The sequence below is a fragment of the Nocardiopsis exhalans genome (assembly GCF_024134545.1).
GTDB classification, from domain to species: Bacteria; Actinomycetota; Actinomycetes; order Streptosporangiales; family Streptosporangiaceae; genus Nocardiopsis; species Nocardiopsis exhalans.
Genome location: NZ_CP099837.1, coordinates 3,019,501 through 3,046,213, shown reverse-complemented (window position 1 = coordinate 3,046,213; position 26,713 = coordinate 3,019,501). Strand labels below are relative to the sequence as shown.

The following is a 26,713-nucleotide window of genomic DNA, read 5'->3' as shown; positions in this document are numbered from 1 at the left end:
GGTCGTGTCGACCCGCGCCGGGGGACTTCGGGTGTTCGGTTCGGCCTCCGGTCAGTTCGCGCCGGTTCCGGTGCCGTGGTAGCGGCCGCTGCTGGCATGCCACTCGCGGCTGCCTCCGGTCCACGCCCACACTCCGGCGAGGAACCGGCGCAGTTCCGGTGATCCGGTGAGCGCGAGCGCGGCGGCCTCCGCCTCGTAGGTGTGCATCAGTTCGTCGTGGAGGAGCACGGTGCGATCGATCGCCTCGCGCTCGGAGCAGCCCTCCTCCGTGGCGATCAGCCGGGGCACGCTGAAGTCGGAGGGGTCCTCCTTGGCCATGGAGTAGAGGTCGTTGACGATCACGGTCGCCGACCCCGCCATCGTGAACACCCGGCGGACCCGGGGGTCGGCGAACTCCTCCTGGGGGAGCTCGTACCCGGCGAGCGTGTCGATCAGCGCCATGCACGGGACGAAGCTGTTCTCGTGCCGGTGCATGAGGAACTCCCACATGGGCGGCCGTTGCCCCGTGGTGGCCCAGACCGCCTCCTGGTTGTAGGCCACGAACATGATGCTCAGCTCGTGCCGGAGCCGTCGCATCTGGGCGTGGGACGCGATTCCGGCCAGGTTGTCCAGGCTCGAGCGCAGGGCGACCATGACCGGGTCCGCACGCACCACCTCTTCCAGCTGGGGTGCGTACTTCAGCGGCAGGTGCGCCTGGTCGATCACCGAGTGGGCGATCGCCAGCCGCTGGCCGAGCAGCTCCGGGCGGGCCTCCTCCACCTCGCCGTCCACGTAGTGGTCGTCCACGGACCATTCGGCGAGGGCGCACTTGGCCGCCGCCAACAACCTGTCAGGGTCGCTGGTCTCGGGATGGGCGAGCATGATGAGGCGGCCGAAGCCGGCCGACCGGACCTTGTCGAGCTGGCCGGGGTAGACACCGACCTCGGCGGCCCACTCGACCAACCGGTCGTTGACCTCCTCCCCCAGCGCGTGGTCGTCCCGGACCGCCGGAGGGCAGTACAGGACGGGCACCGGAGATCCCCCGTCCGCCGCTGCCGCGCCGGAGCCGGTGTACCCGGGCCCGGAGGGTGCGGTCGGGATCCTCGGCACGGCCCGGGCGCTACCGGAGGTTCGGGCGGCCGGGGCGGTCCCTGTGACGGCCCCGGTGCTCCGTGGCGCCTCAGGCAGCAGGATCCTCGCCGCCGACGTGCCGATCCCGGTGGGTCCGGGGGGTAGCCGGGACACGACCCTATGAGGGACGTCCGTGCCCGCGGCGGTCGGCCCGGTCGGGGCCGGTCCGCCCGGCGCCGTGAGCAGGTCGGGCTTTCCGGGCCGGTGCGGATCGCGGAGCAGGGCATCCACCAGTTCCGCCGTCTTGTGTCCGGCGGCGGATGCGGACATCCGGGACATCAGTGACACCGTCTCAGACCTCCTTCCCTGACGGTGCCGAGCGGTCAGGCACGGGGACGGACCTCGACGTTCTCCAGGACCCCGAGCGCGTCCGGCACGAGGACGGCGGCGGAGAAGTAGGTGCTCACCAGGTAGGAGATGAGCGCCTGGCCGTCGATCCCCATGAAGCGGGCGTTGAGCCCGGGCTCGATCTCGTCGGGCAGCCCCGTCTGGTGCAGTCCGATGACGCCCTCGTTGTCCTCACCGGTACGCACGGCGATGATCGACGAGGTCTGGCGCTCCGAGACCGGGATCTTGCCGCAGGGCAGGATCGGGATTCCGCGCCAGGCGGGCAGGTGGTGGCCGTTGACGTCCACGGTGCCGATGTTGAGCCCCAGCTTGTTGCACTCCTTGCCGAAGGCGGCGATGGCGCGGGGGTGGGCGAACATGTACTGGGTGCCCCTGCGCATGCTGATCAGGTCGTCGAGGTCGTCGGGGGTGGGCGGACCCGAGTGGGTCTGGATGCGCTGTTTGAAGTCGGCGTTGTGCAGCAGGCCGAACTCGCGGTTGTTGACCAGCTCGTGCTCCTGCCGCTCGCGCAGGGCCTCCACGGTCAGCCGCAGCTGCTGCTCGGTCTGGTTCATCGGCTTGTTGTAGAGGTCGGCCACCCGGCTGTGCACGCGCAGCACGGTCTGGGCCACGCTCAGCTCGTACTCGCGGGGCTTGAGCTCGTAGTCCACGAAGGTGCCGGGCAGCTCGACCTCGCCGGAGTGGCCCGAGGACAGGGCGATCTCGGCCTCGCCGTGCTTGTTCTGGCGCTGTCCGGGCACGGACAGGTACCGCTGGACGTGCGCCTGCAGGCTCGGTGAGTCGTCCAGGATCGCGATGAACTCCTGGCGCGGCATCTCCAGCAGGGTGCCCGCGGTCGCCGCCTTGACGGTGAACTCCCAGCTGGGTTCGGTGTCGAGGAGGTACCGATCACCGAACTTGTCGCCGTCCGCCAGGACGCCGAGCCGGTTGGTCTCGCCGTAGGCCCCGCTGCTGGTCTTGTGCACCCGTCCGTGCGCGATCAGGTAGAGGTGGTCGGCGGGGCCGCCTTCCTGCGCCAGGACCTCTCCGGGCTCGAACTCCCGCTGGGTGAAGCGCCCGGCCAGGGCCTCCAGGACCTCGATGTCGTCGTAGTCGCGCAACAGGGCCAGTTCACCCAGCTCGCGCGGGATGACCCGCACCTGGGATCCGGTCTGCACGAAGTCGATCCGGCCGTCTCCGATGGTGTACGTCAGGCGCCGGTTGACCCGGTAGGCGCCGCCGTCGGTCTGGACCCAGGGGAGGGTCCTGAGCAGCCAGCGGGAGCTCTTGCCCTGCATCTGCGGGGCGGACTTGGTGGTGGTGGCCAGGTTGCGCGCGGCCGCGGTCGTCAGGCTCCGCTGCTGGCTGGTGTTCACTTCGGGGGCTGAGTCGATCGACATCGGTTGTGTGTCTCCTCGATGTGCTCGTGTGGACCCGTGCTCGCCGGTGGAGCCGCGGAGCACGGGCTGAGAGGGCCAAGGGGACGGGAATCGGAAAACCCGGGTCCGTTTCGAGCACTCCCGGACCGCCCCCGCAAACCGCGGACCACTTTACGAGAAGCAACACGGAAAAAGAACTTTGACCGCCTTTTTCGTCACCACAGGTACAGCACGATGCATTCCGATACCCGACACCGAACCGTTGACGCGCACCGGCCGCCCCGAACACCGCGAAAATCCCTACAGAGCCGCCTGAACAGTGGAATCAACGCGAAGACCTTCGCGGGAAGACCCCGAGACCCACCTGACCCACACGTTCACCAAACCGACCCAAACCACCCGGTAAGACCGAGCAAGTTGACGCGGACCGGGAATTATAAGTCCACCGAACCATCCATTTTTCGGTCACCCAAAGAAAGTTCTCTTAAATCGCATTACACCCATACATAACAGAAATCGCGACCGGAGCTCCGGGGGCCGGGGCACCCGCACGCGGAGCCCTGACAACCCCCGGCCGAGTCGAGCAGGCCAGGCGGGCGAGCCGAGCGGAGGAGCCGAGCGGACCGACCGGGCGCAGGGCCGCGAGCGCCGACCGGCCCCGACTGTGAACTTCTGTGCCCGGGCACTGGACTTACCCAAAATTGTACGTACACTCTGTACGGACAATCTGCGTACCGGTTCGGTTGCCCCAGGCCTCCGGACCCCTGAGAACGGACAACCATGCGCGACGATCACGGGTCGGTAGTCCCGCTCTACCGGTGGATGAACAAGATCCCCGGCGGTGCCATGCTGGTACCGCTGGTGCTGGGCTCGCTGCTGGGCACCTTCGCGCCCGGAGCACTGGACATCGGGAGCTTCACGACCGCCCTGTTCAAGGACAGCGCCCTCCCCCTCATCGCACTGCTGATCTTCGCCACCGGAACCCAGGTCACCCTCCGCACCAGCGGCCCCGTCCTGGCCACCACCGGCGTGGTCCTGCTCGGCAAGAGCGTCATCCCCGGCCTGCTCATCATCGCGCTGGCCATGGCCACCGGCCCCGACGGCGTCCTCGGCATCTCGGTCCTGGCGATGATGGCCGCCGCCACCAACGCCAACGGCGGCCTGTGGCTGGCCATCACCGGGCAGTACGGGCGCACCAGGGACCGCGGCGCCTACATCGCCGGGGCGGTCAACGACGGCCCCTTCTTCGCGCTGCTGTTCATCGGCGCCTCCGGGCTCGGCCAGATCCCGTTCCTGACCCTGCTCGCCGCGATCATCCCGTTCCTGCTGGGCGTGCTCGTCGGCAACATCGACGCGCAGTGGCGCGAGGTACTCAAACCCGTGCCCTCCATCGTCATCCCGTTCTTCGCCTTCGCGCTCGGCACCGGAATCGACCTGGGCGACGTGGCCCGGGGAGGCCTCACCGGGATCCTCATGGGCGTGGTCATCACCCTGTTCACCGGCGGACTGGTCTACGTCGGATACCGGTTCCTGCTGCGCCGGGGCAAGGAGTCGGGGATCGGCTTCGCCGCGGGCACCACCTCCGGCAACGCCGTGGCCACCCCGGCCATCGTCGCCGCCGCCGACCCCTCCTTCGCCGCCTACGTCGGCACGGCCACCTCCCAGGTGGCGGCGAGCGTCCTGGTCACCGCCCTCCTGGCACCCGTGGTCACGACCTGGGTGCTGCGCCGGGCGGGCTCCCAGCCGGCCGAGGCCGAAAGAGCCGAGGAGGAGGGCTCCGCGCTCTCCGGCACGGACCGCTCCGGGAAGGAGACCGACTCGTGAGCACCGGCAAGCACCCGCGCGTCGCGGTGATCGCGGACGACCTGACCGGAGCGGGCGACACCGCCGCACAGTTCCTCCACGCCGGCTGGCGGACCGAACTCCAACTGGACCCCGCCGACTCGGACTCCGAGGTCGTCGCCGTCAGCACCGACTCGCGCGCACTGCCCGCAGAACGGGCCGCCGAGGCCGCCGCCGAGGCGACCCTGCGTCTGCGCGCCGCCGGAGCGGACCGGCTGTACAAGAAGGTCGACTCCACATTGCGCGGCCCGCTGCGCGCGGAGATCGACGCGGTACTGGCCGCCTGGTCGCCGGACGCCGTCGCCGTGGTCTGCCCGGCCTTCCCCGCCAACGGCCGCACGGTCCGCGACGGGGTCCTGCTCGTCGACGGCACCGAAGTGCACCGCACCGCCGTCGGGACCGACCCCGTGACGCCGGTGGCCCAGAGCCGGATCGCCGCACTCCTGGGCGCCGAACACGTGCGGATCACCGGCAAGGACGCCGAAGCGGACGCGGCGCTGCTCCGCGCCGCCGCTCCCGTGGCCGTCGTCGACGCCGAGACGGACGAGGACCTGGCACGGGTGGCCGCCGCCGTCGTCGCGCTCGGCCCGGACGCCGTACCCGTGGGCTCGGCCGGACTCGCCGCCCGCCTCGCGCACACCTGGCGCCCGGCCCGAGAACCCGAACCCGCCCTGATCGTGGTGACCTCGCTCCACCAGACCACCCGCGGTCAGGTGGCGGAGCTGGCCGCCGACGGCGCCACCCTGCTGGAACAGCCAGATCCGTCGGACCTGGCCGACGACAGCGCGTGGCGCGCATGGGGCGAGGGGTTCCTGGACCGGTTCGACCCCGCCGCACCCCGTACCGCCCTGGTGGCTCCCGAGGACCGCGGCGGCGGCCTCGACCCCGCGGTCGTGGCCCGCGTGTTCGGAGCGCTCGCGGCCCGAACGGCCGCGCGGCACGAACTCTCCGGGTTCGTCGTGACGGGCGGCGACGGCGCCCGGGCGCTCACCGCCGCGCTGGCGGCCCGCGCCATCACCCTGACCGGGGAGGTCTCCCCCGGTATCCCGATCGGAACACTCTCGGGCGGCCCGCACAACGGCCGCGCCATCGTCACCAAGGCCGGGGGCTTCGGCTCCCCCACCGCACTCCTGGAGGCCGCGGACGCGGTCCGCCACACGAAAGGCACGAACACATGAACCGTCCCACCCTCGCGGTCACCCTCGGCGACGTCGCGGGAATCGGACCGGAGATCACCGCCAAGGCACTGCTCCACCACCCCGAGGTCCGCGAGTTCGCCAGGCCCGTGGTCGTCGGTGACGCCGACGCCCTGCGCAACGCCGTCACCGCCGTGGGCGGGGATCCCTCGGCGGTCAACCCCGTCGCGTCCCCCGCCGAGGCGGCCGACGCGGCCGGGGTCATCGACATCGTGCAGACCGGCCCCTCCCTCGGCCACGTCCCGACCGGCGAACTGAACGCCGAGGCCGGCGACGGAGCGGCCCGGTTCGTCATCGAGGCCGTCGACCTGGCCAAGCGCGAACTCGTCGACGGGATCGTCACTCCCCCGTTGAACAAGGCCGCCATGCACCTGGGAGGGCACCCCTGGCCGGGGCACACCGAACTGCTCGCCCACGAGTTCGGGGTCAGCGACTACAGCCTCGTCCTGTCCGCGGGCGACCTGTCCTTCTTCCACCTGACCACGCACGTGTCCCTGCGTCAGGCCATCGAGGACATCACCCAGGAGCGGACCCTGGAGGTCCTGCGGCTGATGAGCGCCTTCGCCCGCGCCCAGGGCGACGCCGACGAACCCATCGGGGTGGCCGGCCTCAATCCGCACGCCGGGGAGAACCGCCTGTTCGGCGACGAGGACGCCGACATCCTCGCACCGGCGATCGAGCTCGCCCGGGCCGAGGGCATCAACGCCCACGGACCGCTGCCCGCCGACGCGCTCATCCCCGCGGCGGTCAAGGGCAAGTGGAAGCTCGTGGCGGTCTGCTACCACGACCAGGGCCACGCGCCGTTCAAGGCCGTCTACGGCGACGACGGGGTCAACATCACCGCCGGACTACCCGTGGTCCGGGTGTCGGTCGACCACGGCACGGCCTTCGACATCGCGGGCCGGGGCATCGCCCGCGAGGCCAGTCTGGTCCTGGCCCTGCGCAGGGCCGCCGAACTCGCCCCGGGCTGGGGCCACGTCTGGAGCGCCACCGGCAGCTGAGAGCGCGGTCGACGCCCGGCCGGGCGGCCGCTCCACGGGGGCGCGGCCGCCACGCCCCTGTTCCCCGAGAACTCCCGGGGAACAGGGGTGTCGGTGTTCAGGCGCCCCGCCGGGCCCCGTCCCGGGAGGGGCGCCCGCCCGCCACGCCCTACAATGGCCGCCATGCCCATCGACCGCTCCGACACCCGGCCGCTGCACGCTCAGGTGGCCGGTGTGCTGCGCGCGGAGATCCGCGACCGCTCGATCCCGCCCGGCGACGCCCTGCCCAGCGAGGCGTCCCTGCGGGAACGGTTCGGGGTCTCCCGCAGCGTCGTCCGCCAGGCCCTGGCCACCCTCGAGGACGAGGGGACGGTCCGCAGGACCCGCGGCCGGGCCCCGGTCGCCGCGGTGCCCACCGAACACCACCGGCTCGTGCAGCGCGTCACCGGGCTGTTCGACCAGTTCTCCGCCGAGGGCCTGAGCCTGGCCACCGCGGTGCTCTCCCTGGAACCCACCCGGGCCGGAACCCCCTCGGCCGCGCACCACCTGGGTTCGCACGAGCTGCTGCGGCTGGAGCGCGTCCGCTCGGTCGACGGCGAGGCCCTGTCCTACGTGCGCACCTGGCTTCCCGCCGGACGCTTCGCCGACCTGGACGCCGCGATGCTGCGCGACGCCTCCCTGCACCGGCTCATGGAGACCCGCTTCGACGCGGTGCCCAGCAGCGGCCGCAGGCAGATCCGCGCGGTCCCCGCGGACCCGCGCATCGCCCGCGAACTCGGGGTCCCAGAGGCGGCCCCGCTCCTGCTCCTGGAGGGCGGTACCTTCGACCAGAACGGTCTGCCCCTGGAGTGGTTCGAGAGCTGGCACCGTTCGGACCGGGTGGTCTTCGACATCGAGGCCGACGGCGCCGCCGACCAGGTGCGCATCGCCCCGGGGCCGTCACTGACCGAACGCCCCGAGCCGGCCGCCGCCCCCGCGGGCTCCGCGCCGCCGGTGGGCCTCGACCGCGCCGTGGCCCTCGCCGAGGAGCTCCGCGCCGAACTGGGCCGCCTGCGCGCCGAGGGCTGACCCGGCCCCGGCCCGCCCGGCCCCCGACATCAGCCGTCGGTGTCGAGCAGGCGCTCGAAGTCGCCTTCGGGGTTCGCCCGTGTGGGCAGGGCCTCAACGAACGGCAGCAGCTCCCGTTCGGCGACCGTGTGGACCCGACGGAGCTCGGCCACCGGATCGGGGTGCTCGTCCACCCTCAGGTCCAGGTAGGGGTACGGGTGGCCCGCGTGTACGTACAGCGCGGCGCTCTGTCTGCCCCGACGGTCCCCGCCCGCCGCCTGGGCGGCCTCCAGGGCGCTCAACAGGCGCTGGTCCAGCGGTTCGCCCCCACCGTCCTCCCACCGCCGCGCCATCGCGTCGAGTGTGGCGGCCCCGGTCAGGATGTTCCCGGCCACCGCGTAGCCCTCCCCCGTCCGGTGCCCGCTCCACGGGTGCGTCTGCGCGCCGGTGTGCGCGGCGGCCCGGCCCTCACCGTCCACCCGGGCCACCTGGCGCGCATCGGTGTCGGGGTCCCCTTTCAGGACCCGCTCCAGCGCGGCCTCGGCCGGGTGTTCCGCGAGCAGGCCGAGGGCGTCCACACCCAGCAGCGGGTTGATCAGGGCCTGTGTCACGACCGCCCCGGTCCGCGCGTGGGCGAACACGCACAGCGAACCGATCGCGGGCATCCGGCTGCTGATCGCGACACCGCACATCCCGGTGTCCGCGTCGCGCGCGACGATCGAGAAGGTTCCCGCGTACATACCCACCCCTTCGGGCCGAGCCGCCCCCGCGTCGTCTCGGCGAGGCCACCGTACGGGAGGGGTCCCGACCGGACCCGATCAGGTGTCCCGGATCGCCCCGCAGTCCTCCTGGTCACGGGCGTTGTCCAGGTCGTAGGCGTCCTCGGGAACCCCTCTGGCCCGCTCACCCCTCTGCCCCTCGTCGGGGTAGGCGGGAGTGAAGGTGTGCTCCTCCGCCAGGCAGTGCGCCGGCCCCACGAAGCGCCACCAGTTCGGGAAGGCCTCCCACGTGCCGTCGCCGGGGTCGTAGAAGGCCACCTCTCCGTAGTGCGAGGTGACCAGGCGCACCGACGCCGAACCGTCCGGCCGGGAGACGGGGTGGACGATCGTGTACTCGGTGTGCACCGCCAGGTAGTCCCACCCGTTCTCGTCCCGGGCCGTCTCGGCCCACATGCGGCCGTCGACCTTGACCACGTCCCCGATGGGTTCGGCGGTGCCGGGGGCGAGGTTGAAGGGCACGCCCCGGCTGTCGAGTTCGGGGTCCTCGTGCCCGTGGTACTCCAGGTACCAGTCCAGGGCCTGGCCGGTGAGCAGCGCGGTGAACGCGCTGTTGTCCTCGTCGAAGACCGCGTCGGGCTCCAGGTAGACGGCTTCGAGGAAGTCCCGGGTGGTCTCGTAGGCCTCCTGGACCCGGTCAGCCGGGTGCCCGCCGATCGAAGCGGCTTCGGGTGCCTCGAACCCCTCGGCGTAGTCCTCGGCCCGGGTCCCGCCGAAGGGGTCGTCCCGGTCGACCTGGTCGACCACGGGCACGGGGTTCTGGGGGACACCGCTCCAGGCGGCGTCGCTCAGGAAGTCCTCGACCGGAGCGCAGGCGGTGAGGGCCAGCACGGCCGAGACCGCCGCACAGACCGTCATTCGCGCAGAAAAAGGCATGGGGGATGTTTCCTGTGTGGGGGATGCAACGAAGCCACTTTTGCACACCAATCCCCACAATCTGGACACCCACCCCGATGATCTGCGCCGACCCGGTCGGGAATCGGCGCAGACCCGGGCCGGGAGTGCCCCCACCGGTCCGCCCCGCAGCCGTGGTCCCTGCCCCTGGGCCAAGGAGCGGCGCCCGGCCCCGGCCCGGAGGCCGTCCGCGGGATAGTGTGACCGCGGTCAAGCGTCGACACGAAAGGGCGGTGGCCGTGGGCCTGTTCGCCATCAGCGACCTGCACGTGCGACACGAGGCCAACCGCGCCTTCACCGAAGCGTTGGTCCCGGCCTCCGACGAGGACTGGCTCCTCGTGGCCGGGGACGTGGCCGACACCGCCGGCGAGGTACTCGAAACCATGGGGGCGCTGGCCTCCCGCTTCTCCACCGTGGTGTGGGTGCCGGGCAACCACGACCTGTGGACGCTGCCCGCGGACCCCGTCCGGCTGCGTGGCGAGGAACGGTACCTGTACCTGGTCGAGGGCCTGCGCGCGCTGGGTGTGCACACCCCGGAGGACCCCTACCCCGTGTGGGAGGGCCCCGAGGGGCCGGTGACGGTGGCTCCCCTGTTCGTCGGCTACGACCACACCTTCCGCCCGGAGGGCACCCGGACCAAGGCGCAGGCCCTGGCCGTGGCCCACGCCAGCGGCGTGGTGTGCACCGACGAGTACCTGCTGCACCCCGACCCCCACCCGGGTCGGGACGCCTGGTGCCGCGCGCGGCTGGCGTACACGCGTGCCCGGCTGGACTCCCTGGCCCCGGATCTGCCCACAGTGCTCGTCAACCACTACCCGCTGGTGCGCGAGCCCACCCGGGTGCTGCGCCACCCCGAGTTCGCCCAGTGGTGCGGCACCGAGGAGACCGCCGACTGGCACCTGCGCTACCGGGCCCGCGCCGTCGTCTACGGGCACCTGCACATCCCCCGCACCATCACCGTCGACGGGGTCCCGCACACCGAGGTGTCCCTGGGCTACCCCCGCGAGTGGGAGCCGCGCCCCGAGCCCCCGCGTGGGCCGCGGCGGATCCTGCCGTAGGAGCTGGGAGCGGTCGTTGGACGGGACAGGCCGATCGGGCCCGGGCCCGGGCGAGACCGGGACCCCCGCCGTGTGCGCCCGCAGGGAGGGGAGCGCGAGCCCGCCGTGGTGCACGTCCCGACCGCACTGACATGCGAGGCTTGGCGCAGGTGGCGGGTGGATCCGCCACCTGCACGAGGAATCCAGGGCAACGGCCGGACCGGGGGCGACGATGGCTGCGGACGCACAGGACGCACGATCCAAGGCGGTGGAAGCGATCGAGGACTTCCTCACCGACCGGTTGGAGAGCACCCAGAGCGTGTCACGCGCGGCGCAGGCAGCGGGCGCCCGCGCCGAGGGCACCCTGGAGGTGCTGAGCGCTCGGGAGCCGGCCGCATGGCAGGAACAGGGTTTCCTGAGCCATCTGAACGCCGCCGCGGTCATCGAGGAGTACTACGGGCGGCGGGTCGCGCAGGCCCGGCGCGAGCTCAGGCGTGAGCGCCCCCGCAAGGAGCGTTACGCGAGGGCTCGCGATTCCTACCGCCGGATCACCGAGGAACGCCAGGCCGTCCACCTCTGGTTGCTGGACCAGGGCTGGGACACCCCCCTGAACAACGCGGTCTCGGAAGAAACCGAAGGGGTCGCGGGTCACTACTGGAGCGGGGCGCCCCGTCAGCTCTGAGTGGCTGGCCTCGATACATATCCCGTTCTGCCCCGGCCCTTCAGGGCAGGGCGTGGTCCTGACAGTGGATATCGTGTTCCGATATCGGGCTGGGGACACCGTGATCGCCCCACAGCGGGATCGAGGAGGCCGGACATGCGAGACTTCATCCGGGGGGCCATACGGGTGCACATCCTCCATCACGCCGCGGAGGAGGAGATCCACGGAGCGTGGATGATGCGGGAGTTGTCCGGCCACGGCTACGACATCAGCCCCGGCACCCTTTATCCCACCCTGCACAGGCTGGAATCGGAGGGTCTGCTCGCATCCCGCCAGCACCTCGCCGAGGGGCGCAGACGACGCCTCTACCGAGCCACTGAGGCGGGCCGAAGGATCTTGGCACAGGACCGGGCGGCTCTGAGGGAACTGGCGCGCGAGGTGCTGGGCGACCACGACGGAGAGTGAGTCGGATCAGCGCCGGGTGAGGGGCGGGGCGCACCCAACGAGCCATGCCCGCCACCGGCCTGGCCACCAGCCCGATGACCGGTGAACGGTACGAACCCGAGCCCGTCAACTGGCCCCGGACCGGGTGGGCCGCACCGGGTGTGAGAGGCACCAGGTGTGAGGCGCACCGGGTGTGAGATACCGGGTCCGGGCCTCGCTCAGAGCAGCAGGAACCCGATCGCACTGGCCGCGAGCACGACGGCCCAGGCCGGAGCGCGCCACACCGCCAGGGCCACGAACGCCACCGCGGCCAGGGCCATCGTCGCGGGAGAGACCACCCCCTGGGTGAAGACCGGGTCGTACAGGGCTGCGGCGAGGATGCCCACCACCGCCGCGCCCGCCCCGGCCACCGCCCGCCGGGCACGCGGGTCGGTGCGCATCCGCTCCCAGAACGGCAGTGCGCCCACGACCAGCAGCGCCGAGGGCACGAAGACCGCCACGAGAGCGATCGCGGCCCCCAGCAGCGGGCTCCCGGCCACAGGCATGAGCGCGCCCAGGTAGGCGGCGAAGGTGAACAGCGGGCCGGGCACGGCCTGGGTGGCGCCGTACCCGGCCAGGAAGGACTCGTGGTCCACCGCGCCGCCGCCCACGACCTCGGCCTCCAACAGGGGGAGCACCACGTGCCCGCCGCCGAAGACCAGGGATCCGGCACGGTAGAAGCCGTCCGCCATCCCCGCGGCCGTACCGCCGGTCAGGGCGGCCAACACGGGCAGGCCCGCCAGCAGGACGGCGAACGCGGCCAGGCATGCCAGGGCGGTCCGGCGTCGGACGGGGACGGCGGGGCCGGTCACTTCCTTCTCAGCGGGCACCGTCGTGAGCCAGAGCGCCCCGACCAGGGCGCCCACCGCGATGGCCGCGACCTGGCTCAGGGCCGAGGGAAGCAGGAGGACCACGACGAGGGCGGACACGGCGATCGTGGCCCGGCGCCGACCGGAGGCCAGGTTCGTGGCCATGCCGAGTACGGCGTGGGCGACCACGGCCACGGCTGCGGCCTTGAGGCCGAGCAGCCATCCGGCGCCGGGTTCGGCGCCCAGGGCCCGCACCCCCAGAGCGAAGGCCACCAGCAGCAGCGCCGAGGGAAGGGTGAAGGCCACCCACGCGGCCGCCATGCCGGCGTACCCGGCGCGGCGCAGGCCGATGGCCATACCGACCTGGCTGGAGGCGGGACCGGGCAGGAACTGGCACAGCGCCACCAGGTCGGCGTAGGCGGACTCGCTGAGCCACCCCCGGCGCACCACGAACGCGTCCCGGAAGTAGCCCAGGTGCGCCACCGGCCCGCCGAACGAGGTCAGCCCCAGGAGCAGGAAGACCCGGAACACCTCCCACGGGGTCCCACCCGTCTCCGGACCTCCCTCCGATGTGCCCCGTGAAGGGCGTTCATCGGGGGAATCCAGCGGTGAGCTCATGTCCAGGCTCCTTCACGGCGGTTCCGGGGACAGGCATCGCACCCCGATATCGGAAGACGATATCGAAGCACCGCGCCGTGAGACGCGGGCGGGCAGGGAAACCGCGCCCGGCACCCGCCAGCGCTGCTCCGGCTTGGCAGGAGGGAGGGGTCGGGCGCGGAGGTGGCTCCGGAGCCTTCGGCGACGGCGGCGGCAGAGGTGGAAGGGGCGGCGGAAGCGGTCCGGCCGGGGCAGCCGGTGCCGCCGATGCGGGCCGAGCGACCGGTGAGTTGTCCGGGAGGCCCCACAGAAAATACCGACCAGCCGGTTTGCCATACTGGACGACCACCGGGCCCCTCCCCCGCCGACCGACTCGGCCGGAGCCCGGCCGCACCAGGCCTCACCCCACAGCAAGGAGCCCCCATGGCTGTCGACCCCACCGGACCCGACCTCGCGAGGATGCTGAACGAGGGCCCCGACGGCCCCTTCGTCATGCTCAACCTGCTGCGGTTCGCCCCCGACGGCCGCGCCTCGTACAAGGAGTACTCCCGACGGGCGGGACGCCTCCTGGGCAAGTACGGCGCCGAACTGCTCTACGCGGGTGACGGTGCGACGCCCCTGGTCGCCGAGGAGGGACAGGACTGGGACGCGGTACTGCTCGTGCGTTACCCGAGCCGGGAGGTGTTCAGCCGCATGGTCTCCGACCCCGAGTACCAGGAGATCACCCACCTGCGCTCCCAGGCCCTGAGCGAGGCCGTACTCCAGCCCACCGACCCCTGGACCTCACGCCGCGACTCCTGAGCAGGACCGAAGAGGGCACTACGAGCACGTGAACAGCGCCGTGGACCGCCGCCGGGAAGGGCTTTTCGCCCTTGTCTCCGTCAGCGGTGGGCCGGGGAACCGCAGCACTTCTTGTACTTGCGTTCCGAACCGCACCAGCACGCCTCGTTGCGCCCCGGCGGCCAGGCCAGCAGGCGCGGGGAGCCGTCAGGGACCTCGGAGTGCGCCCAGGCCCGGTGGGTGGCCACGTCAGCGGGATCCAGGTCCCGGACGCCCGCGAAGGCCGCCATCTCGTCAACCCCGAACAGGACCGTGTGGAAGGACATCGCGGGGCGTTCCCCGGACGAGTCCCGAAGGACCTCTTCGGTCGCCCTGAAGTAGCGGTCCGGTCCCTGCTGGGCGGCGTCATCGGTGAGCAGGCCCCGCGAGCGCGCCCTGTCGAAGTCGCCCCGCCGGACGAGGACCTGGATCCCCTGGAGGGGCCCGGGCGGCGGAACGTCTCCTCCGCCCTGGCCGGGCACGTCCTCGTCCCATCCGTCGGAGTCTTCGTCCCAGTCCAGTTCCGGGTTCTCCCTCAGCACGCGCTTGGCCACCGCCAGGACCACATCGTCGTGCTCGTCCATGGGCAAGCCCGTTTTGCCGCGAAGACGGGCACGGATGAACAGGGGGTGCATCATGGCCGCGTCGGCGTCGACGAGGTCCTCGGCGGGTTCGACGAGCAGCTCACGGGAGGCGATATTGGCGCAGCGCAACGCCCGCTCCAGATCTCCCGCTTCCATCAGGTCCTCGGCGAGGAGGCCGGCGGGCCCCGGTTCCAGACGGCCGGGCCGCAGGAGTTCCCCGAGCACCCCCTCCGCCTCCCGCACCGCGTCGGCTCCACCGTCTTCGCGCAGCCGCCGTATGACCTCGATCGAGGCGTACTGCCCGTCCTCGGGTGTAGGAGGGTGCTCCCGGAGTGCTTCCAGGATGCCCCGGGCCTGGTCCGGCCGCCCCGCGCCGTCCAGTTGGTAAGCGGTCTCCAGGAGGATCGTTCCAGCCTCGTCCGGATCGTCCTCCAGCTCGCGCGCGACCCCGCGGGGGAGGTCGAGCTCTCCGAGAGCCCTCGACAACCGGGGCGGCATCTGCTCGGGCAGCGGCGGTTCTGGAGAGATCTCGTCCATGGTGCGAAACTATCCCCTCACTCCGGGCCCCGCCCGGCGTTCACGTGAACTCCCGCACCGGATCACCGCCGAACGGCGCGACCCGGCCTCAGGCCTCGATCCGCTGGCCGGTGTGCAGGGCGGCGCTGTCGGCCGCGGCCCGACCGGCCCGCCAGCCCTGAACGTTGTTCGAGTGGTTCAGTTGCGCCGACTCCAGCTCGGGGAAGGCCTCGGCGACCGCTTCCTCCACCTGGTGCTCCTTCGAGGCCAGCACCGGCAGCAGGTCGGTTCCGGCCTGGGCGTACTCGTGGACGGCCCTGTCCTGTTCGGCGTGCGCCGACTCGTTGAGGCGTTCCCCGATCCGGGCGGCGAAGGCGGAGAGGAAGGAACTCCTGAACGAACGGGTCCTGGACCGGCCCAGCGCGTCCCGGGTGGAACCGGCGCTTCGCATCGCACGGGTGGCCTGGACCAACAGGGAGGTGAAGAGCATCTCCACGGCGTTGACGTCCTCGGTCAGGCCCATCACCGTGCACATGCCAAGGTTGCGGTGCCACACCGAACGGCACGCGTTGGCGTCGGCGACCACGTTCAACAAGATGGCCTTGTGCTGCTCGTAGGGGGCGTCCAGCGGCAGTCGGCGCCCGCCGACCTCGGACTCGGTACCCGCCTCCGCCGCCAGGGCGGCGTGGTCGACGCGGTGCCGGGCCATCATCTGCTGCGCCCGGGCGGTCAGCGCCTCGGCCTCCTCGGGGAAGTCGGTGGCCTCCGCCTTGGCCAGCAGCGCCCGGATCCTGGCGAGCTTGCCCGGGTCCACTCCCCCACCGTCCACAGCCGCCCCCGCCCGAGCCTGCCCGGGCGGCGGAAGGAACACCTGAAGCGGGGCCAGCGCCCCCAACACGGCAAGGGCGCACAGGGCCGTGCCCACGTATGCGCCCCGCGAGGAACCGTGCCGCTCGGCCAGCTCCCCCGGGCGCACCGCGTCACTCCCCCACCAGGGCGCGCCCAGCTCCCGCACCTGCGCCGCCCACTCCGGTGCGACCCGGGCCGCCGGGTAGCGCCGGTTCTCCGCGATCACCAGGTCCGTCACCAGGGAGCCCGCCGCCCTCCCCAGTTCCCGCCGGGTCTCGCGCACCACCTCCGCGGGCTGCCAGCCCCGCTCCCAGGCCTGCCCCACCGCCCGCTCCAGCTCGGTGAACAGGACCCGCTCCACCACCCGTCGCCGTCGATCAGAAGCAGAGTCCGTCAGCTCCGTGACAAGCCCCGGCTCCGGCCCGCCCGTTCCGCGGCAAAGGCCCCGAACAGCTCGCCCCACCAGTTCGAGCACCAGCTCCTCCTCCCCTGGCGCCCGTTCCCCGAACCCGAACGCGTCGGCCCCACGTCCCTCTCGCCCACGATTCTTCTGATGCGCCCGACGACGTTCCCGATTGGACGTGCCCAAGGAAGTGCTCCCCCGTGGTTTCCGGAGTCAAGGTACCGACCTCCATGATCACAAAATCCCCGCTCCCCCGCAGACCCCTGTGGAAAACCCTCGGGAGGTCCCCGGCCGCTGTGTTCGGCGGACGTTGCGCGGGGCACGCGCGTCCCCACAGGACAACTGCACCAGGGGGAATCGGCGGGGGATCACGGGAAACACGAACCCGGGAAGCCTCCGGCTCAGTGTCTCGGCTGTGGCCGGACCGAACACCGCCGTCGCGGCGTCCCGAGCAGGTGTGGGTGTTCGGCGCCGACAACGCCCTTGGGGTCGGTGGCGGGTGAGGGGCGGGGCCGCACCGGTTCTGCTGCGGGTCCGATCCATCGACGGATCGGACCCGCCGGAGAAGCCGCCGCCTCTTCCTCGCGCCAAGTGCAGGCCGGTTCCCGGGGTCAGGCGTAGGCGGGGAAGCGTTCCCAGACCCGGTGGTAGGCGAGCAGCTCGACCACGTTCCCGAGAACGTCCCCGGCGTCGGCACCGACGACGACCCCGGGCGCGTCAACGGGGATACCCGCGGTGTCGAACACCTGGCGTGCCGTGCTCAGGGCGCCCAGCGGTTTGGCGTGGCGGTAGGCCTCGGTGAGCATGAGCAGGGCGCGCGGGTCCACGGCCTCGTCAGCGCCTCCGTTCCAGGCCTTGGCGTCCCGTGTGCCGAAAGCGTCCCCGCCCTGGGCCGGGGCCCCCACCACGAGCAGCGCGTCGCACTCGACGGAGCGCCCGGTGGCGAAGCTGCGCTGCACGGTGACGGGGTCGTCGCCCTCCGAGCCGATCGTGCCGCCGGTGGGGGCGATGACGAGCGGGATCATGTCACCGTCGAGGATCTCCTCGCGCAGGGCCCGGACCGCTGCGAGGTCGGAGTTGTCGTCGGCGATGATGCCGATGGTGCGGCCCTTGGTGGGCCACTTCTGGCCCACCTGCGAGAGCGCCGGGCTGGGGCGCACGGACGGGAGCTCCCGGGTGGCCTCGGGTGCCGGGAGGCCGAGACCGTCCGCCACCTGCCCGCACAGGTAGGGGTCGACCTCGGCGAGCGCCCGCAGGGTGCGTTCCTTGATCGCGTTCTCGTAGCACTTGCCGAGTTCGAAGGTGAAGGCGGAGATGAGGTGCTCGCGCTCGACCGGCGAGAGGCTGAGCCAGAAGAGCCGGGGCTGGGTGAAGTGGTCGGCGAACGACTCGGGTGCCTGGCGGACCTTCTCCGCGGCTTCCACCGGCGCGGGAACCTCGACGTACCCGCCCTCTTCACTGCCGGCGAAGAAGGGGCAGCCGGCGTCCAGGCTGTTGGGCTTGTAGGGGGCACCGCCCCTGTGCACGGCGGTCTGGTGCATGCCGTCGCGCAGCATGTCGTTGACCGGCGCGTGCGGACGGTTGATCGGCAGTTGTGCGAAGTTGGGCCCGCCGAGCCGGGTGAGCTGGGTGTCGAGGTAGGAGAAGAGCCGTCCGGCCAGCAGCGGGTCGTCGGTGACGTCGATGCCGGGCACCAGGTGTCCGACGTGGAAGGCGACCTGCTCGGTCTCGGCGAAGTAGTTGGACGGGTTGGCGTTGAGCGTGAGCAGGCCGACCGGCTGGACCGGGGCCAGCTCCTCGGGGACGATCTTGGTCGAGTCCAGCAGGTCGATGCCCTCGAAGGTCTGGTCCGGGGTGTCGGGGAAGGTCTGGATGCCCAGTTCCCACTGCGGGTAGGCGCCCGCCTCGATCGCGTCGGCCAGGTCACGGCGGTGGAAGTCGGGGTCCACGCCGTTGGTGACCTGCGCCTCCTCCCACACCAGGGAGTGCACGCCGGCCTTGGGCTTCCAGTGGAGTTTGGCCAGCGTGGTCTCGCCCTGCTCGTTGACCAGTCGCCAGGTGTGGACGCCGAAGCCCTCCATGGTCCGGTAGGAGAGCGGGATCCCCCGGTCGGACATGGCCCACATCGTGTGGTGCATCGCCTCGGTGTGCAGGGACAGGAAGTCCCAGAAGGTGTCGTGCGCGCTCTGCGCCTGGGGGATCTCCCGGTCCGGATGCGGCTTGACCGCGTGGACGACGTCGGGGAACTTGATGCCGTCCTGGATGAAGAACACCGCGATGTTGTTGCCGACCAGGTCGTACACGCCCTCGGAGGTGTAGAACTTGGTGGCGAAGCCGCGGGTGTCGCGGACGGTGTCAGAAGAGCCCCGCGATCCGATCACGGTGGAGAACCGCGTGAAGACCGGCGTTTCCACGTCCTTGCGTAGGAAGGCCGCCTTCGTGACGCTCTCGGCCGTCCCGTAGCTCTTGAACACGCCGTGGGCCGCGGCTCCGCGCGCGTGCACCACGCGCTCGGGGATCCGCTCGTGGTCGAAGTGCATGATCTTTTCCCGCAGGTGGTGGTCCTGCAGGAGCACCGGACCGCGGCGCCCCGCCTTGAGCGAGTGGTCGGAGTCGGGAAGCCGCACGCCCTGGGCGTTGGTCAGGTAGGAGCCGCCCTGGGAGAACGCCTCCGCGGACCCGCCCGTCGGCCGACCGGTGGGCGTTTGGGGAGCGGGCTGGCTCTGGTCGGGTTTGGGCGGGAGCGGTTCGCGGGGTTCGGTCGGCTCCTCCAGGGGCGGCGGCGACTGGCTGGTCGGCTGGCCGGGGATCTCCGCGGCCGGGACGTCCTCACCCGACGCCATGTCCGCGACCTTGTCGACCGCTGCCTTGATCGGATTGGAATCCTGCACGATGGCTCCCCTCACGGATGCGTGTCCCGGGCGCACATTGTCATTACGCACCGCTACGGCCCGCCACTCACAGTAGGCCGCCATGACGTCCGCTACCCGCTCCGGGACGGCTGAAGCAGGAGCCGCCCGGATGGCGGAAACCTATAACCGCCCTTGACCGAGGGCACTGGTCACGGAAGCGGCCGCCCCTTCCCTCCCGGGCGCCGCTCCGCGCCTCCCGGGGCCCCGGCACCCTGCCCCGCTCCCCCGGCGGGCAGGAACAACCCTCTCGACGCAGGCAGGGGGAAGACGCACACAGTTGATGCGGCGCCTTGGACCTCGGACGTTCCCCCACCCACGACCACGGCATCACCATGAACGCTCTGGAGTTCACCCCCGATGAGACTCCCCTGGTTTCACAGGTTCGCCGGGACCGGGCCGGGGTCGCGGTCGACCTGTCCGAACGCTTAGAGCCCGATGACGACTCCGGGGTCGATGACGAACCCGAGTACTACACCGCGGCGTCCGAGTAGCAGCACCCTTCCTGTGAGGGATGGGGGCTGGTTTCCCTCTGTCTTAGGGGAGGCCTGAAGCCGCGTCCGTCACCACTCGGACCCGAACCCACACCAGCCGGCAGGGCCTGTTCGACGCATGGATCCTTCGCTGGCGAGAGGAGGTCATCCCCTTGCGGCTGGAGTCCGGCCCCCTCCCGGCACAGGATTGTGGGCCCCTGGGTTGTGTCTGCGTCCGCCTTCCCGCAGGCTCACTACTCCTCGCCATCACTTGCGAAGGCCACTGGACGCTGCCCCGTTAGAGAGGGCCCACAGAATCGGTGTGAGGGGCGGGGCCCAGCCCGGGCCCGCCCCTCAACCTGTTTACAGAAGCTCGGCGAGGTTGCTGAGGGCGGTGACAGCCCCGAGCAGGACTCCTCCGGAGATGAGCAGGGACACCGCCCAACCCTTCCCGGCCTCTCGGGCCACGAGTAGGGCGATGTTGGCTGCGCTGGTCGCGGCCCCGATCACGAGGACAACGGTTACGGACATGCGTGACTCCCATCCGGCGCACGGGCGACCTGCACTTGTACAGGACTGTTATCAAAATCCCGACGCCTAACCCGAGGAGCCCGCAGCTGCTAGAGCATGTCCGTGCGTTTCACCGTGGTCCTTCCGTCATAGTCCACGCTCAGGAGCCTTCCAGCTCCCTCCCTCGGGTTCAACTGGTTTTTTCCACCACCCCGAGGGAAGCCGGACCCGACTTCTACGACAATTCCACACAAAGGCATCATTGTCTCCATGAAGGCATATGTGGGAGTCACAGACCGCGCGTGGGCCGAATTCCTCGCGCAGAGGCCACACCTGGGCGAGATCAACTTCTGGCGCCCCTCGTCGAACCAGGTCTTCAAAAGGATCGGCCTGGGCGACCTGTTCCTGTTCAAGACCCGTTACCCGCACAATCGAATCGTGGGCGGTGCCGTGTTCAGCCGTTTCACGCAGGCCCCGCTCTCCGCAGCGTGGGAGGCCTTCGGCGAGGGGAACGGCAGAGGCAGCTTGGAAGAGCTGCGCGAGGCCCTCAATCGGTACCGTGTGAAGGAGGGGAACCCCGCCATCCGCGCCGGTGAGGACCCGCTGATCGGCTGCGTCATGCTGCGCGATCCGGTGTTCTTCGACGGCGAGACCTTCGCGCCGCCCTCGGACTTCGCGAGCAACCTGGTCCAGGGCAAGGGGTACGACGACGTCACCGACTCGGCACACGCCGCGTACTTCACCCCGATCGCCGACCGGGTGCTGCGCGGCGGAGGGGACGCCCCCGTCGGAGAGGGTTCCGATGACAGCGAGACCTGGGCGCACCACGGCCCAGTGCGGGGCCCCTTCCGCCCCGTCCGCCAGCGCCTCGGGCAGGAGGCGTTCAAACTCGCGCTTATGGACGCCTATCAGGGCCGGTGCGCGGTCACCGGGCGCGACGTCCGCCCGACACTGGAGGCGGCGCACATTCACCCGGTCGCTAACGGCGGCCTGCACCGGCTCGACAACGGCCTGCTGCTCCGCGCGGACGTGCACAAGCTCTACGACTCGGGCTATCTGACGATCACCCCGAAGCTGACCGTTCAGGTGAGTTCCAGCCTGCACCAGCACTCCCCCAACGCGAAGGAGTACACGTCCCTGGCGGGGACGACCATCGCCGTTCCCCGGAGGAGGGTCGACCGCCCTCACCGGGACGCTCTCGCCTGGCACGCGGAGAAGGTATTCAAGAGCGGCTGACATGGGGCCGAGGCCTTGCCCCGCGCCTGCCGAGTACTCGGAAACCGAAGGCTTCCGACAAAAAGCCCACGAATCGTCACGTGCATTCGCACGCCCTTTCCTGAACCCCATGCACATCATTCATGACAACTCCACATCACTGCGTCACCGCAGACCAGCACATGCACAACTCGCTTCAAAGGGGCTTGTAGGTAGAAGTGGAAACTCCACGAACACACCTCATCGGCGGCTACCACTTCGTCCGCTGGTTGGGGCGGAGAGGCTTCGGCTCCGTGTACCTCGGCCAGCACAAGAGCGGGCAGCGCGCCGCGGTCAAACTCCTCCATTGGGACCTGGTGGAGGACCTTGAGGTGAGAGGGCGTTTCCGAGACGAGATCGCCCAGCTACAGCATGTCCAAGGTCCCGATGTCGTGGGGATCATCTCAGCGGATGCGGATGGCCCGCTGCCCTGGATCGCCACCGAGTTCGTCGATGGCCCAACCCTGCAGAAAGCGGTACGGACGGAGGGGCCGCGCTCCGGAGCGGACCTGTACTGACTGGCTTCACGCACATCCCATGCTCTGGCCGTGATCCGCAGCCGCGGTGTGATTCACCGCGACTTCAAACCCGCCAACATCCTGCTTCCACCCGAGGCACCTCGCGTTATCGACTTCGGGATCTCCCGTTTCCTGGGGGCGACGTCTGTGACGCCCAGCGGTCTTCTGGGCACGAGGGGATACGCGGCCCCCGAGCAGTTGCAAAATGCGCCGCTCAGCACAGCGGTGGACGTCTTCGCCTGGGGTTGTGTCATGGTGTTCGCGGCGACGAAACGCTCTCCGTTCCCCGCGGGGAACGGAGAAGCGTGGCGGGAACAGGTTTTGCACGGAAGCCCGGAGACCGGCGCTACCAGGGAACCGCTGCTCAGAATCGTGCTGTACTGCCTACACAAGGACCCGGCCCAACGGCCCACCGCCAGGGACCTCATGGACCGGCTGGTGGAAACTCATTCGGCGGGGTAGTACGACACTTCAGCCGCGGAGGCTTCACCCACCAGGGGACAGGATGTCCCGCCCACGCTCCGACTGACCTCGACCGGGATCACCCACACACTGACAGGGCAATCGGTGCCCACCGACCACCGGCCAGCAGGCCGAAACGGCCTCCCCCAGGTATGGTTGTACGGGCCAGGCCCCACTTCGTCCGCCGAAGTACCGACCACAGCTCCGGTCACCCGCCCCTCCCTGGAACGCCTCAGAGCGTGGACCGAGGAGAGCCCCTCCTAGTACGAGGGACCCCGCCCCTCTGTTCGGCAATGCAAGCGGGAACTCACGTATCGGCCCCCACCACGGTGGCGATGCGGACCCCGTAGTGACCCATCGCGACGAGGGTGGAACCGTCGGGGGAGAACTCCACCGATTGCGCCTCCTCGGCGAGCCTGGTCCGGCTCAGGGGTCGGAGGGTCTTGAGGTCGTGCAGCGCGAGCGTTCCATGTCTGCCGCACCAGGCCAGGCGGGTCCGGCTCACGGCGAGCCCCATGGGGAAGTCGTTCAGGCGGCCCTTCTCGGCGGGGTCTTCCCGGAGGTACTCGCGGGCCAGTTTCCGGCCGGTGGAGACCTCCCACACGGTCAGTACCACCTCTTTCACCCGGTCATCGCTTCCCTCGACGGTGGCACTCCCGTGCTGCACGCTGACCAACCGGTCCTGCTCCGGGGAGAACGCGAGCTCTGCCCAACGGGCCCAACGCTCGTCCTCCGCCATCTTCCGGTTGCGCCCTTTACCCAGGTCCAAGAGGAAGATGGCGCGACCACCGGTCGTGGCATACAGCTCACCGTCGGGGCTGACCGCGTCGGGAGCGTAGTGACCGTAATAGCTCGTGTACTTGTCGAAGCCCCGGCCCTCCATCCGCGCCTCGCTGATCCGTTCCCGCTCCTCCTCCGGGTCCCGTCGGGGGAAGGGGCACTCCTCCCCTACCGCGGTGGGGTTCGCCGGGTCCCGGGGGTCGAACACGAACCACTCGTTGTTCCCTTCCCAGGCGTGCACGGCCACCTGGGTGCCGTCCGGGCTCCACACCGGCCTTCTGACCGACAGGTCGAAGCCGTGGGGTTCGCTCTCCCCCGCTTCCGGTCGCCACAGGCGTACACCGCTCTCCCCGCCCGTGGCCAGGAGGTCTCCTCCGGGTGACCAGGCCAGCGCGGTCGTTTCCTCCGGGGCGATGTCGATGCGGGCGAACTCCGTGGGTTCATCCGCCTCCCGGGTGTCCCACAGGACGAGGTCCGACCACCCCCGGTGGAGGGAGCGCAGCACGGCCCGTCTGCTCCCGTCGGGTGACCAGGCCACGGCTTTGGTGCGGCGCAGCTGGTGGCGATACCCAGGCTCGGCGGCCTCGCCCTGCGTCCAGCTCTCGGGGGCGGAAAGCGGATCCGGCCAGGTCACCCGCGCGCGTTCGAACGCCGACCCGTGGTGTCCTTCGGGTGCCGGTATCTTCGTCCAAATCTCCGCTTCCAGAGCTCCGTCGGAGCGCCAGCGAACGTCGAGGACGCTTTCCTCCCCGGGCATAGGGCCGAGCCGGGGGGATTCCCCCGATGCCTCGAACTCCCACAGGCGTACGCTGCTGTTCTCCCCGATGGCGATGGTGCGTGAGTCGGGCGACCAGCTGAAGACCGGCCCCTCCGCCAACCAGAATCGCGGTGCGGTGGGGGTCGCAGCGACCTCCTGCCAGGTGCCGGTGTCGAACACCAGGACCATGCTCACGTACTCGATGTGGGATTCCCAGCCGTGGATGTCGTCCGGGTGCTGCTCACCGATGTCGGGGAACCGGTTGCTCTTGCCCAGGACCGCGAGCCACCGACCGTCGGGGCTCCATTGGCCGTCGTCCAGCGCGGCCCCCTCGATGTCGATCCGGTATTCCTCGCGCCAGCCGTCGCGATGCCAGATCCGCACGGAGGCGTCGTAGGCGCCGACCGTGGCCAGGCGCTCGCCGTCGGGAGACCAGGTCACCGCGCACACCGGGGCGCGGTGGCCGGTCAGCACCCGCACGAGGCGGGGGTCGTCCGGTGCCGGATCCGGCCCGCGCAGCGCCAACCGCACCGGGGGCAGCGCCCGCTCCACTCCGGTCAGCCACTCCAGTACCGCAGGCCGGTGCCTGACGACCTCGTACAGGGTGCAGGCCAGCTCCTCCCGGTCCCAGGGCCGCACGAGCAGACGGGCACGGTTCAGCAGCAGCGACCTCAACTGCCCGAGCGGGGTCCCGGGTTCGGCGCTCTCGGGCATCCGGGCGGCGATCTCGTCGGCCACCGCCTCCGGGCCTCGGGCGAACACCCGGCCCACGAGGTCGTCGAAGTCCCTGATCCAGCCGGTGTGGTCACGAGGGGGTTCTGAGTTGCTCACACCTGGTCACACTAGAGAACCCGAGTCCTCCCGAACCGCCCCGGGTCTGGCCGCTTCCGGACAACCACCAAACCATTCGGATCCTTGGATCCCTGCTCGCATATCTCCACGCACAGCCGGACCGCGTCCGTGCACCCCTCATTCCACCGTTGTTTCAGGTAGGCCAAGTAGAGCTGGATGAGAGTGCTCCAGCGGCCAATGCCGACGGGCAAGTCCTCCAAGGGCGGGGCATACGCCTAGCGGCGGATGGTCTTGCGGTCGAACCCCAAGGCTTCCCCTGTCCGGCAGGCGGGTTCCCGTCACTGGCCGCTCACACGATGTCTGCCATACCGGTATCAGGTGCCAGGACGGCGAGCCGTTCTGGTTTACTCCTATCGTCCCCTCTGGAAAGGTCCCATGAGCACGAATGCGGTGGCCCCGCTGACCCAACTCCGTGCGGCATGGTTCGCACGTGTGAGCATCGTGATCCTTGAGGGGCTGGACGGGCATCCTGTACTTGAGTCGGAGCGGTTCCGGAGCGACCTGGGGGATCTGGACCTCCTTCGTGCCGCCCTTGTCACCCGTGTGCTCCAACGACTGGTTTCCGGTGAGTCCGACGCCGACGTCTCGGCGTGGTTGGGATCGTGTGAGGTGTTCGTGGCGCCCGCCCCCGATGGTGAACTTCGGGATTCCCTGGTGCGCCTTATCCAGAGTCGGTTCGAATCGCAGACAGTGTGGGGACATCCACGGCCTTGGGAACTGGGTATTCACGCTTGGAACCCGGAGGGTGTGGCCGACTGTCTCCTGCAGTACTGGGCTTCCCAGCGCGGCACGATCATCGACCGAGAACGCCTCCGGCATGAACTCATGGGCTGTTGGGGGGTGCGGGACGAGACGACGCTCCAGGCCTGGAGCGGTCTGAGCACTCGCCCCTTCGACAGCTTCCTGGGAGGCCGCATCCGCCTGATCACGAGTGGCAAGGCCACCGCTGATCACGGACAGAAGTACCTCACCCACCCGGTCGCAGATCTGGAGGTCGCCCGCTGGGAGGAGTCGCTCGGCTGGGTCGGTGCCGAGATCGGGCACCTGCACTCGCTGGGTGAAGCGATGGAGCGGGCACAGTTCGCCTTGGCGGCACAGGGAGAGGCCTCCGAACTGACCGGGCTTCCAGTACTGGAGTACTCCGTTTGGGCCAGCCTCCGTGACGCCTTCATTCGGATGAGGGACGCCTCGTTCGAGGCTGTGAACCTCCTGTCCGACTACGAGCGCACCCTGTTCATGGCTCGCGATATGGACCAGGTGTTCGAGGACGACTGCCTCAACGTGTACACCGCGCACTTTTCCCGGAACACACGCTTCGCCCAGGACGAGACCGGACCGAGCTCTTGGGGGACGCTCCCCTGGTTGTCGGTCGTTCTCGAGGAGCAGGACCAGGTGGAAGCCGCCAGGAGGGCCTTGGAGTGGGGCACCCACCCCCTCGTTGTCAAACTTCCCGAGACCGACGAGGCTCCGCTGATCCTCAGTATCGACGCACCGGTGCTGGCGTCGGTCAGGGCCACCGCCAGTTTCTGGTTCTACCCCCGGCACGCGCAGGAGCTCTGCCAAATACTGGCCATGGCTCGGCGGGGCCGTGTCTGTGCCGAGTTCATCGTGAGACTCGCCGACGATGCCGTGGACGCGGCCAATCCTGACCGTTTCTTGGGCATCCGGCACTTCGAACTCGACACGGAAATGGCGGAAACGCTCCGGGGGTGGGCTCTTTCCGGGTTGCGGACGCTCTTGCCGGAGGGGCCGGGGCAGCCGGACTCAGGCCCATTGTCAGGGCTCCTGCCGCACCTGACCGGCCGGGATCTGTGGCCGTCACCTGATCTGTGGCGGTCATATGCCTCCGATGCCTCCGGGGCAAGGTGATCCCCCGATCGCCGAAGGGC

The 26,713-nt window shown here is 70.4% G+C and carries 23 protein-coding genes; 13 read left to right on the top strand and 10 right to left on the bottom strand.

The genetic code is table 11. The features are described from left to right. Nucleotides 1-51: 51 nt before the first annotated feature. On the bottom strand, nucleotides 52-1,398 hold the full coding sequence (locus tag NE857_RS13500) for a family 2 encapsulin nanocompartment cargo protein terpene cyclase (protein ID WP_254421303.1): 1,347 nt from the start codon (nucleotides 1,396-1,398) through the stop codon (nucleotides 52-54). Between the two features lie 35 nt (nucleotides 1,399-1,433). Then, nucleotides 1,434-2,837 carry a family 2B encapsulin nanocompartment shell protein gene (locus NE857_RS13495; protein WP_254421302.1) on the bottom strand — a complete coding sequence of 468 codons (1,404 nt, stop codon included), beginning with the start codon at nucleotides 2,835-2,837 and terminating at the stop codon, nucleotides 1,434-1,436. 759 nt (nucleotides 2,838-3,596) lie between these two features. Between NE857_RS13495 and NE857_RS13490 the strand changes: the two genes are divergently transcribed. The 4 genes from NE857_RS13490 (at nucleotide 3,597) to NE857_RS13475 (ending at nucleotide 7,902) form a co-directional block, all read left to right on the top strand. Beyond that, nucleotides 3,597-4,640 (top strand): 2-keto-3-deoxygluconate permease, encoded by a 1,044-nt coding sequence (locus NE857_RS13490; RefSeq protein ID WP_254421301.1) that lies wholly within the window; start codon nucleotides 3,597-3,599, stop codon nucleotides 4,638-4,640. Beyond that, nucleotides 4,637-5,836, top strand: coding sequence for a four-carbon acid sugar kinase family protein (locus NE857_RS13485; RefSeq protein WP_254421300.1), 1,200 nt, complete (start codon nucleotides 4,637-4,639; stop codon nucleotides 5,834-5,836). The genes NE857_RS13490 and NE857_RS13485 overlap by 4 nt, the downstream gene beginning before the upstream one ends. Further along, the gene (gene pdxA / locus NE857_RS13480; RefSeq protein ID WP_254421299.1) at nucleotides 5,833-6,855 is read left to right on the top strand and encodes a 4-hydroxythreonine-4-phosphate dehydrogenase PdxA; all 1,023 of its coding nucleotides are present in this window, start codon (nucleotides 5,833-5,835) and stop codon (nucleotides 6,853-6,855) included. Before NE857_RS13485 ends, pdxA begins: the two co-directional genes overlap by 4 nt. Before the next feature lie 153 nt (nucleotides 6,856-7,008). Next, nucleotides 7,009-7,902 carry a GntR family transcriptional regulator gene (locus tag NE857_RS13475; RefSeq protein WP_254421298.1) on the top strand — a complete coding sequence of 298 codons (894 nt, stop codon included), beginning with the start codon at nucleotides 7,009-7,011 and terminating at the stop codon, nucleotides 7,900-7,902. Between the two features lie 29 nt (nucleotides 7,903-7,931). On the opposite strand, the gene NE857_RS13470 is transcribed toward NE857_RS13475, so the two are convergent. After that, nucleotides 7,932-8,621 (bottom strand): DUF1028 domain-containing protein, encoded by a 690-nt coding sequence (locus NE857_RS13470; RefSeq protein WP_254421297.1) that lies wholly within the window; start codon nucleotides 8,619-8,621, stop codon nucleotides 7,932-7,934. 78 nt (nucleotides 8,622-8,699) lie between these two features. Further along, on the bottom strand, nucleotides 8,700-9,515 hold the full coding sequence (locus NE857_RS13465) for a hypothetical protein (protein ID WP_254421296.1): 816 nt from the start codon (nucleotides 9,513-9,515) through the stop codon (nucleotides 8,700-8,702). Nucleotides 9,516-9,790: 275 nt separating this feature from the next. Between NE857_RS13465 and NE857_RS13460 the strand changes: the two genes are divergently transcribed. The 3 genes from NE857_RS13460 (at nucleotide 9,791) to NE857_RS13450 (ending at nucleotide 11,714) form a co-directional block, all read left to right on the top strand. Beyond that, complete coding sequence (locus NE857_RS13460) at nucleotides 9,791-10,609, top strand: metallophosphoesterase family protein (protein ID WP_254421973.1); 819 nt, start codon at nucleotides 9,791-9,793, stop codon at nucleotides 10,607-10,609. Nucleotides 10,610-10,820: 211 nt separating this feature from the next. Continuing rightward, on the top strand, nucleotides 10,821-11,270 hold the full coding sequence (locus tag NE857_RS13455; RefSeq protein ID WP_254421295.1) for a hypothetical protein: 450 nt from the start codon (nucleotides 10,821-10,823) through the stop codon (nucleotides 11,268-11,270). Nucleotides 11,271-11,405: 135 nt separating this feature from the next. Next, entirely contained in the window at nucleotides 11,406-11,714 is a 309-nt protein-coding gene (locus NE857_RS13450) for an Rv3488 family transcriptional regulator (RefSeq protein ID WP_254421294.1), read from the top strand. Between the two features lie 197 nt (nucleotides 11,715-11,911). On the opposite strand, the gene chrA is transcribed toward NE857_RS13450, so the two are convergent. Beyond that, nucleotides 11,912-13,159: a chromate efflux transporter gene (gene chrA / locus NE857_RS13445; protein ID WP_425572127.1), complete on the bottom strand. Its 1,248-nt coding sequence runs from the start codon at nucleotides 13,157-13,159 to the stop codon at nucleotides 11,912-11,914. 402 nt (nucleotides 13,160-13,561) lie between these two features. Here chrA and NE857_RS13440 point away from each other — a divergent pair, with 402 nt between their 5' ends. Beyond that, complete coding sequence (locus tag NE857_RS13440) at nucleotides 13,562-13,939, top strand: DUF1330 domain-containing protein (RefSeq protein ID WP_254421293.1); 378 nt, start codon at nucleotides 13,562-13,564, stop codon at nucleotides 13,937-13,939. Nucleotides 13,940-14,019: 80 nt separating this feature from the next. Here NE857_RS13440 and NE857_RS13435 read toward each other — a convergent pair whose 3' ends face one another. From NE857_RS13435 to NE857_RS13425, 3 genes are all read right to left on the bottom strand, one after another. After that, nucleotides 14,020-15,078 (bottom strand): SEC-C metal-binding domain-containing protein, encoded by a 1,059-nt coding sequence (locus tag NE857_RS13435; RefSeq protein WP_254421292.1) that lies wholly within the window; start codon nucleotides 15,076-15,078, stop codon nucleotides 14,020-14,022. A gap of 88 nt (nucleotides 15,079-15,166) precedes the next feature. Continuing rightward, nucleotides 15,167-16,270, bottom strand: coding sequence for a DUF2786 domain-containing protein (locus NE857_RS13430; protein WP_254421291.1), 1,104 nt, complete (start codon nucleotides 16,268-16,270; stop codon nucleotides 15,167-15,169). A 650-nt stretch (nucleotides 16,271-16,920) separates the two neighbouring features. Then, entirely contained in the window at nucleotides 16,921-19,200 is a 2,280-nt protein-coding gene (locus tag NE857_RS13425) for a catalase (protein ID WP_301184330.1), read from the bottom strand. Nucleotides 19,201-19,511: 311 nt separating this feature from the next. Between NE857_RS13425 and NE857_RS13420 the strand changes: the two genes are divergently transcribed. Beyond that, nucleotides 19,512-19,712: a hypothetical protein gene (locus NE857_RS13420; RefSeq protein WP_254421290.1), complete on the top strand. Its 201-nt coding sequence runs from the start codon at nucleotides 19,512-19,514 to the stop codon at nucleotides 19,710-19,712. A gap of 342 nt (nucleotides 19,713-20,054) precedes the next feature. On the opposite strand, the gene NE857_RS13415 is transcribed toward NE857_RS13420, so the two are convergent. Beyond that, entirely contained in the window at nucleotides 20,055-20,222 is a 168-nt protein-coding gene (locus NE857_RS13415; protein ID WP_254421289.1) for a hypothetical protein, read from the bottom strand. A 261-nt stretch (nucleotides 20,223-20,483) separates the two neighbouring features. Between NE857_RS13415 and NE857_RS13410 the strand changes: the two genes are divergently transcribed. From NE857_RS13410 to NE857_RS13400, 3 genes are all read left to right on the top strand, one after another. Beyond that, nucleotides 20,484-21,437, top strand: coding sequence for an HNH endonuclease (locus NE857_RS13410; RefSeq protein ID WP_254421288.1), 954 nt, complete (start codon nucleotides 20,484-20,486; stop codon nucleotides 21,435-21,437). 197 nt (nucleotides 21,438-21,634) lie between these two features. Continuing rightward, complete coding sequence (locus NE857_RS13405; protein ID WP_254421287.1) at nucleotides 21,635-21,973, top strand: serine/threonine-protein kinase; 339 nt, start codon at nucleotides 21,635-21,637, stop codon at nucleotides 21,971-21,973. After that, nucleotides 21,974-22,435, top strand: a complete 462-nt coding sequence (locus tag NE857_RS13400) for a protein kinase domain-containing protein (protein WP_301184354.1) — start codon at nucleotides 21,974-21,976, stop codon at nucleotides 22,433-22,435. A 307-nt stretch (nucleotides 22,436-22,742) separates the two neighbouring features. On the opposite strand, the gene NE857_RS13395 is transcribed toward NE857_RS13400, so the two are convergent. Beyond that, on the bottom strand, nucleotides 22,743-24,803 hold the full coding sequence (locus tag NE857_RS13395; RefSeq protein WP_254421285.1) for a WD40 repeat domain-containing protein: 2,061 nt from the start codon (nucleotides 24,801-24,803) through the stop codon (nucleotides 22,743-22,745). Between the two features lie 453 nt (nucleotides 24,804-25,256). On the opposite strand from NE857_RS13395, the gene NE857_RS13390 reads away from it, so the two are divergent. Beyond that, nucleotides 25,257-26,693, top strand: a complete 1,437-nt coding sequence (locus tag NE857_RS13390) for a hypothetical protein (protein WP_254421284.1) — start codon at nucleotides 25,257-25,259, stop codon at nucleotides 26,691-26,693. Nucleotides 26,694-26,713 lie beyond the last annotated feature (20 nt).

Excerpts from the sequence above, each read along its gene's own strand:
- NE857_RS13495 (WP_254421302.1), bottom strand. The coding sequence starts at position 2,837 with ATGTCGATCGACTCAGCCCCCGAAGTGAACACCAGCCAGCAGCGGAGC.
- NE857_RS13490 (WP_254421301.1), top strand. The coding sequence starts at position 3,597 with ATGCGCGACGATCACGGGTCGGTAGTCCCGCTCTACCGGTGGATGAAC.
- pdxA (WP_254421299.1), top strand. The coding sequence starts at position 5,833 with ATGAACCGTCCCACCCTCGCGGTCACCCTCGGCGACGTCGCGGGAATC.
- NE857_RS13475 (WP_254421298.1), top strand. The coding sequence starts at position 7,009 with ATGGCCGCCATGCCCATCGACCGCTCCGACACCCGGCCGCTGCACGCT.
- NE857_RS13470 (WP_254421297.1), bottom strand. The coding sequence starts at position 8,621 with ATGTACGCGGGAACCTTCTCGATCGTCGCGCGCGACGCGGACACCGGG.
- NE857_RS13465 (WP_254421296.1), bottom strand. The coding sequence starts at position 9,515 with ATGACGGTCTGTGCGGCGGTCTCGGCCGTGCTGGCCCTCACCGCCTGC.
- NE857_RS13455 (WP_254421295.1), top strand. The coding sequence starts at position 10,821 with ATGGCTGCGGACGCACAGGACGCACGATCCAAGGCGGTGGAAGCGATC.
- NE857_RS13450 (WP_254421294.1), top strand. The coding sequence starts at position 11,406 with ATGCGAGACTTCATCCGGGGGGCCATACGGGTGCACATCCTCCATCAC.
- chrA (WP_425572127.1), bottom strand. The coding sequence starts at position 13,159 with ATGAGCTCACCGCTGGATTCCCCCGATGAACGCCCTTCACGGGGCACA.
- NE857_RS13440 (WP_254421293.1), top strand. The coding sequence starts at position 13,562 with ATGGCTGTCGACCCCACCGGACCCGACCTCGCGAGGATGCTGAACGAG.
- NE857_RS13435 (WP_254421292.1), bottom strand. The coding sequence starts at position 15,078 with ATGGACGAGATCTCTCCAGAACCGCCGCTGCCCGAGCAGATGCCGCCC.
- NE857_RS13415 (WP_254421289.1), bottom strand. The coding sequence starts at position 20,222 with ATGTCCGTAACCGTTGTCCTCGTGATCGGGGCCGCGACCAGCGCAGCC.